A 7,557-nucleotide genomic window follows, 5' to 3' on the forward strand; every position below is an offset into this window, starting at 1 on the left:
TTTACACAACGTACTTTTATCACTATAACGCCCATGGAGATGTCATCGCCCTGACGGATGCGTAAGGAAACATCGTCGCGCGCTATCAATACGATGCGTGGGGGAACATTCTTTCCCAATCCGGCCAGATGGCAGCCGAAAACCCATACCGATATGCGGGGTACCAATATGACCAAGAAACGGGTCTTTATTACCTGATTGCCCGGTACTATCACCCAGAGCATGGCGTGTTCCTTTCCTTGTATCCAGATCCGGGGGATGCGGATGATATCCTCACGCAGAATGGGTATGAGTATGCGAACAACAATCCGGTGATGTTGGTGGATCCGGATGGGCATTGGGTATGGCTGGCCATCAATGCAGGGTTTGCAGCTTATGATGCGTATAAGGCATACAAAGTCGGGAAAGGGATGGAAAGGTGTCGCAGCTGCTGCGGCGTTAGGACTTATAGGTGGGGGACGGATTAAAGTTGCTAAGAAAATATCACATAGTGTTTATGTATTGACTAAGAACGGGAAGGTTGTATATGTGGGAAGAACAAAAAATATTGTTAGTCGGAGAAACGCACATAAATGGGGGAAACATCGCGATGCAACGTTTAATGTTGTAAAAACGAATCTGACTTATGCAGAAGCTAGAGGATTAGAACACAAGTTATATCTAAAATATGGTGGGAAAAAGAAACTAAGAAATATTATTAGGCCGATAAGTCGTAAGAATAAGAAGTATAAATATTATATGAGTGTATCTAGAAATGCGTATAGGTCATTAAAGTAAGCTGGGGGTATTACAATGAATGAAAAAATACTTAAATTACATGAATTGCTTACTTCTAATTTTAAAGAAATTAACGATGTTGCGTTAAAAGAAATTGAGGATAGAATAATGAAGGCTATAAATTTTGACCAAAGAAAAATACGTGATATAACAATATTAGAAGTAAAAATAAAGTTTAAAAAAAACAGGTTAAAATATTTTAAAGAAATCAGTCAAGGGGATATTTTTGAAATTTATTTGCGAGATATTGGTAAATATGCATATGGTATTGTTGTATCTGGAGAAATAAAAGGAAATAAAGATGAAGAAATTTTAATTGGTTATCTGAACAAATTCTCTTCCACGGCACTTCCAATAGATGAAATTTTTCAGTTAGTAAAACAAAAACAATTTCTATTCATCGCAAACACAGGAATAACCGGTATAAAAAAACTTAAGTGGAGATTCATTACTAATTATTCTGATAAAGTATTTAGTGATGAAAACCTAAGCCAGATACCATATAAAGTCTATTTTATGGGTAAGTATTATAAAAGTGTCGGAGACAGTGTAAAAGAAATTGCAGAATGTGAAGTTATTTCTAAAGAAGAAGCAGATAAGATTCCTAATCCTCTTGGAATCGTCGGTGAGGAAGAAATTGAGAATTTATTAATTGAAAAATTCCAAAATACTATTTGAGCATTTTTGACTAGTCACTTTTAATAAGCAATGGGATAGAGTGTGTGAACATTATTTCTAGGAAAAGAAAAAATCATATTCAAATACAAAGGAGAAGCCATATTATGGGTTTCTCCTTTGTATTTTAGGAGAACTGGGTGGCCCAAACGTATATTGCAGAATTCAATAGGTATTCAAGATTGGAACAATGCACTGTTTTGATACAACATTCTAAGCCGGTCGATAAAATCTGCATATCCAATATTTTCAACAATGGTGTGGTTTGACGAAATCTGGCTCATGGAAGGAAATCTGCGGGTGACAAACAATCACATTGTTGTTGAAAATGAAATTTATAATTTAGAAAAAGTGGAAAAGAATTTATCTGACGACATCGGATAAATTACAGCAATTGATACTCTCACATGGGTCGTTTAGCCAAACGATCAATCACCAATATAATGCATTGGACCAAAATACGGTCATCAAAGATGGAATGTATACGTACCGCTTTGACTATGACGAAAGAGGAAACGTTCGCACCTTCACGACAGGAAACGGAGCCGGCTCGACCTTTACGTACGATGACTGCGGCTTAGCGGAAAGCGTTTCGGTCGGTACGGCGGACGGAAAAGAAATTTTATCGGAAACGTACCGTTACGATGAAAACGGCAACCGGACGAAAGTGGTGAAAACAAAGGATGAGCAGTCAACCACGACAAATGCCGATTATAATGCCGCCAATCAGTTGGTTCGTTTCGGTGACGAAACAATCACGTACGATGCGAACGGTAACCGATTGGAAGACGGTCAGTATCGATATGAATGGAACGAAGCGGACCAGCTCGTTTCGGTTACGAGAAAAGGCGAAAGCACGCCGTTTGTGACGTACAAATACGATGAAGACGGCCGGCGCATCCAAAAGAATGTGAATGGCGTCGTTACGAACTATCATTACCAAGGCGACAGCCTCAACGTTCTGTATGAAACCGATGCGGATGGAAATGTGGTAAGATCATATATATACGGAGAAAACGGCCAGCTGTTGGCGATGAAAAAAGGTGGTGCCACGTACTTCTACCACTATAACGCGCATGGCGATGTCATCGCCCTGACGGATGAACAAGGAAACATCGTTGCCCGTTATCAATATGATGCATGGGGGAATATTCTCTCTCAATCCGGTGCCTTGGCGGATGAAAACCCATACCGATATGCGGGATACCAATATGACCAAGAAACGGGTCTTTACTACCTGATTGCCCGGTACTACCGCCCAGAACAAGGTGTGTTCCTATCCTTGGATCCAGACCCAGGTGATGAGGACGATATCCTCACACAAAACGGCTATACGTACGCGAACAACAATCCGGTGATGTTGGTGGATTTGGATGGGCATTATGCTCATATTGTTATTATAGCTGGAGTGGGGGCTTATAGAGTTTATAAGATTTATAAGGTCTACAAGAAATATAGAAAGATTTCAAAAAAATATCATTCGAATAGTAAAAGAAATCCTGCGATACATCATGGATATGAAATTTATGATAAAAAAACTAATAAAGTAGTCAAAGTTGGTATTAGTGATGGAAGGATTTCTAAAAAGGGAAAATCATATCGCGCTGAAAGGCAAGTTAGAAAGTGGCATAAGCGATACAAGACAGATCGGTATGCTTCACGAATAGTAAAAACTAACATACGTGGTAGGTATAATGCACTGAGATGGAAAAAAAGGCATACGGAATACATTAATAGAATCCAGCCTAACAACAAATTATCACCTCCATTTCACTATCGCCCATAAATTTAATAAAAGGAAGTGAAAAAATGACTGTTATAAGGGATATTCAACTTTCTATTCCAAGTGATATAAACTATTTTGATCATACTGTAATAGTTGACTATGATACTGGTGAGACAAGCCCCTTTACCGATTATAGGCAAAGCAAGTCCGCCATCTTTCATTATGAAACAAGATGTATTACATCACTTTATACTCGTCTTTTGCCCGAAATTCATACAGATGGGGAAAAGGGAGTTATCATTCAATGCGTACCGGATCTATCTAAATTAAGCGAGAAAGAAATTGAAATGGAAATGGTACCCGATTTTATTACTGTTTATGTTGAAATGGATTATAATCAATACTTCTCTCTTACGGATGACTTGGAAAAAAAGAAAATGGCATTAGAAGTGTTACAAAAGGGTATGGAAAAACTTGCTGATGAGCGAGGATGGGATAAGCAAATTTTTCGTGAAATATACAACAAGATAAAAGAATTAAATTACAAAAATACATTTATCTATAAGAAAAAGAGCAGTTCTAATCGTAGATATATATGTAGCATTATATGTGAACACGAAGTCTCTTATGTAGATATATATTTAGAAATAAAACGTCAAAAAGGAAATAAGGTTTTAAAGAAAGAAAGATTAGTAAGAGTAGACAGACCACACGAATCTTTTTATTGGAGATATTTAGGTGATTTAACATGGACACTAAATCATAAGGTGACATTTACTGATCGTTTACATCATTTCGGGTGGGTTGTAACTTTTTTAGAAAAAGAAAACGAAACACAGATTATATGGAAAGTAAATAAAGTGTCTTATCTTTCTTCATAAACTCAATGAAAAACAGGAAAACATTGTGATAAAATATTGATTAAGGTGAAGGAAATCAGACATATTAAATAAAATATTGATTAGATAGGTCGGATTATTTTTGTAATTGTAGAACCTTAGGAGAAACGCTCTCTCCTAAGGCATTTTTTTATAATTAAAACTTTGAAAACCTTTATTAATATTAAGGGTTTTGTCTTACTTTCTGTAAGAATAAATCAGACAAGCTCGACTGTTAAGGGATGAGGCAGCGTATTTCCCTGCTCCGGTTGGAAGTAAGGCAACTCATGCATGTATATTTTTGAACTTCTATTAAGCGGATATTTCTCATTACCCGGTACTATCACCCGGAGCATGGCGTGTCCCTTTTCTTGGATCCAGACTCAGGGGATGCGGATGATATTCCCACGCAGAATGGGTATGCGTATGCGAACAACAACCCAGTGATGTTGGTGAATCCGGATGGGAACCTTCCTTGGTTGTTAATTAATGCAGGGTTTGCGGCGTATGATGGGTATAAGGCCTTTAAAAAAGGCGGTTGGAAGGCCGCAGCGATTGCTGTAGGTGTAGGGCTTGTTGGCGGTGCGGCTTTTAAAGCGTATAGAATTTATAAAGCGGGAGAAACAGCCAAGATTATGAAGATTTTATTGGCGGCTAAGCATGGAAAAGGTAACACTACTATAGAAGTAGGGAGAGTAAGTAAGAGACTAGCAAAAAAGGCTGGGAAAGCATGGGTTGGATTAGGGGCTAAGCCACTCTACAAAAATGGTAAATGGATAGGATATAGAAGTAAAGATAAATCTAAAGTATTTAGAATGCAGTATAAGAAAACAAGAAGGGTATATCAAGTGAATTTTGAGGAATTTTATAAGAGTCCTATCAACAAAAAGACATATAAGTTACGAAATGCACACCTGAATTTTTAGCATGGAGGGAGCCATATAAATGATAATTCCTGAATTATTTTGTTTAACGATAATGGATGAAGACTGGGGAGAGGAGACTGATGATTTTTGGATAGAAATTGAAGCGGATATTGGTATCAAGGGGGACTCAGATTCTGCTGAAGTATTTACTATCTATGTTACAAGTCCAAAAAGGTTAGGGAATATGGTGGAAAAGTCAGGATTGGAGATAGCTAGGGGATTGTTTATAATGAAAGACTTTAATATAAAAAGTGTAGAGGATCGTCTCAAAAAAATACTTGCCCATTGTTCAAGAAAAACCTGGAACGAAACAGCTTTAGCTATTAGTCGGTACGCTATTTGGGAGTATGAAAACTAAATCAAAGTATACACGACAGGAAATGGAGCCGGTTCGACCTTTACGTATGATGACCGCGGCTTAGTGGAAAGCGTTTCGGTCGGTACGGCGGACGGAAAAGAAATTTTAGACGTTGAATTAAAACCAAAAGATTCTTGGAAAAGAAGCAATGTAAAAAGGCAACTCAAGAATTATAAGAAAGCCGGCGCATGGATTATAATTAGGGCAAGTTATTAAAGATATTTTGGGCCACACACTCAGAGTGTGTCCCTCTTTGATAGTTTTAGGGGTGAAAAATATGAATCAATATGAGGGGACGGTTAGAAATTTAGTTAATAATTTCAATGAGCATAATATAGATATAGTTGCTCAAGATTTAGCTAAGATGGGAAGAGACATAATTACTATCCTACAAAAATACTTTTATAAAGTAGATCCTACTGGCAAGATTGGTATATTAGAAACATTGAAATTATTAAATGACAGTAGTGTAATCCCTTTTCTGAAAACTATTCTTGAAGATGAGACAGAGATATTTTTTGTTAAAGCTTATGCAGAAAGTGTATTGGATTTTTTAGAGGGTAAGGAAACTCAATTAAAAAGAAAGATTCACAATTTATCTAAAAAAAGTGGCACGGATTTAATCGCAGATATAGCTATGATAGGAGTAATTGGCGATTATAACGCTATAAGAGAATTAGACAAAATCAAGACGGATAACAAAGAGGTACTGGAACAAATCAAGGTAGCAAAATTACAAATAATGTGTGGAATAGAAGAAATAATCAAGGAGTACAGAAAACCAGATTCCCGTTATTCTCATAAAGCATTAGCAGAGGCTATTTATCATTCATTTGATTATCCAGAAGCATCAAAAGTTATAATAGAAGATCTCTTTAGTGAGGAATTTGAGCGTATTTTTAGTGCCGTTACTCTACTTGCTTTCGCGGAAAAATTTCCTAAGGACAAAGTTACCAGGGATGTAGTAAATAAGTTCTTTGAAATTTTAACGGGTGATTTTAATACAACACTAAAGAATCATGCCATACTTGCAATAGGTAGATATGGAAATACTGATGATGCATCAAGGCTTGAAAGAATTGTTGAGGAAAAAAAGTATTTAACAAAAAAGAAATTTTGGAAATGGCTAAGTGAAAGCGCACTATTAGACGATATCAAAATCACAATAAAGAAATTGAAACGAAAGAAATAGACGATTCACACTCTAAATGAGCAACAAGGAAACATTGTGTTCCGTTACCAATATGATTCGTGGGGGAACATTCTTTCCCAGTTTGGCGCCTTGGCGGATGAAAACCCATACCGATATGCGGGATACCAATATGACCAAGAAACGGGTCTCTATTACCTAATTGCCCGGTACTATCACCCGACGCACGGTGTGTTCTTGTCCTTGGATCCAGATCCAGGGGATGCGGATGACATTCTCACGCAAAACGGATATACGTATGCGAACAACAACCCAGTGATGTTGGTGGATCCGGATGGGAAGTTTGCGTATGCTGTAGGGCTTTATTTTGTTCCTGGTGTTGGACAAGTAATGTTAATTGGTACTGCTGCTGTTGTCGGGGCCTATGGAGCGTGGTATTTAGGAAAGAAAGTAAAAAGTTTGACTAGTAAAGGTTCTTTACCTCTAACAGGCCCTAGAAAAGGAAGCTTAACTTTAAGGGATGAGAGAGGAAAAGTAATACAACGAAGATATTATGATAGTGCGGGAAGAGCGAAAAAAGACATGGACTATAGCGATCACGGAAATCCGAAACATCATCCTTGGGGACCACATCGACATAAATGGAAATGGGATGGGAAAAAACCTAAAAGAGGGAAAGCAGAACCAATGAATAAAGGTAGAAGAAAGTAGGAAGATAAAATATGAGTTTAGAAAAATTAATAGAGCTTATAGAGATTGGACATGATATAGAATTTATCTATAAGGGTGAACGTTATTCAATAACTAATACTCAAGTAGGCATTTGCCTTACAAAGTACTATAATTTAAATCATCAAGAATATACAAATGTAAGTGACTTTATAAATAATGCGTTGATTGGTGAAGAAAAATTAAAAGACATTGTATCTCAAATTCAAATTACCGGTATTTTTTAAATATCGAACATTCATATCTCATATGATGATAAAAATGCCTGTATACAGTGTTTCTGAAGATGCTCTGCATACTTTGGAAGTACAAATGTTTAATAGAGGCATACGCAAAAA

The 7,557-nt window shown here is 36.9% G+C and carries 5 protein-coding genes and 4 pseudogenes; all 9 read left to right on the forward strand.

All coding sequences use genetic code 11. The features are described from left to right. Nucleotides 1-777, forward strand: a pseudogene (locus GCA01S_RS21175) (RHS repeat-associated core domain-containing protein); the annotation flags it as partial. Between the two features lie 15 nt (nucleotides 778-792). Then, nucleotides 793-1,455: an Imm26 family immunity protein gene (locus GCA01S_RS18535; RefSeq protein ID WP_042412355.1), complete on the forward strand. Its 663-nt coding sequence runs from the start codon at nucleotides 793-795 to the stop codon at nucleotides 1,453-1,455. 343 nt (nucleotides 1,456-1,798) lie between these two features. Continuing rightward, nucleotides 1,799-3,238: pseudogene (locus tag GCA01S_RS20735) on the forward strand (RHS repeat-associated core domain-containing protein); the annotation flags it as partial. A 23-nt stretch (nucleotides 3,239-3,261) separates the two neighbouring features. Then, nucleotides 3,262-4,059 carry a hypothetical protein gene (locus tag GCA01S_RS18545; protein WP_052510074.1) on the forward strand — a complete coding sequence of 266 codons (798 nt, stop codon included), beginning with the start codon at nucleotides 3,262-3,264 and terminating at the stop codon, nucleotides 4,057-4,059. 320 nt (nucleotides 4,060-4,379) lie between these two features. After that, nucleotides 4,380-4,982, forward strand: a pseudogene (locus GCA01S_RS18550) (RHS repeat domain-containing protein); the annotation flags it as partial. A gap of 19 nt (nucleotides 4,983-5,001) precedes the next feature. Beyond that, complete coding sequence (locus GCA01S_RS18555) at nucleotides 5,002-5,340, forward strand: Imm8 family immunity protein (RefSeq protein WP_042412356.1); 339 nt, start codon at nucleotides 5,002-5,004, stop codon at nucleotides 5,338-5,340. Between the two features lie 277 nt (nucleotides 5,341-5,617). Next, complete coding sequence (locus tag GCA01S_RS18560) at nucleotides 5,618-6,532, forward strand: hypothetical protein (protein ID WP_042412360.1); 915 nt, start codon at nucleotides 5,618-5,620, stop codon at nucleotides 6,530-6,532. Between the two features lie 12 nt (nucleotides 6,533-6,544). After that, nucleotides 6,545-7,201: pseudogene (locus GCA01S_RS21180) on the forward strand (RHS repeat-associated core domain-containing protein); the annotation flags it as partial. Nucleotides 7,202-7,212: 11 nt separating this feature from the next. Next, nucleotides 7,213-7,446: a hypothetical protein gene (locus tag GCA01S_RS18570; RefSeq protein WP_033843279.1), complete on the forward strand. Its 234-nt coding sequence runs from the start codon at nucleotides 7,213-7,215 to the stop codon at nucleotides 7,444-7,446. The last annotated feature ends 111 nt before the right edge of the window (nucleotides 7,447-7,557 follow it).

The sequence above is a fragment of the Parageobacillus caldoxylosilyticus NBRC 107762 genome, from assembly GCF_000632715.1.
Taxonomy (GTDB): domain Bacteria; phylum Bacillota; class Bacilli; order Bacillales; family Anoxybacillaceae; genus Saccharococcus; species Saccharococcus caldoxylosilyticus.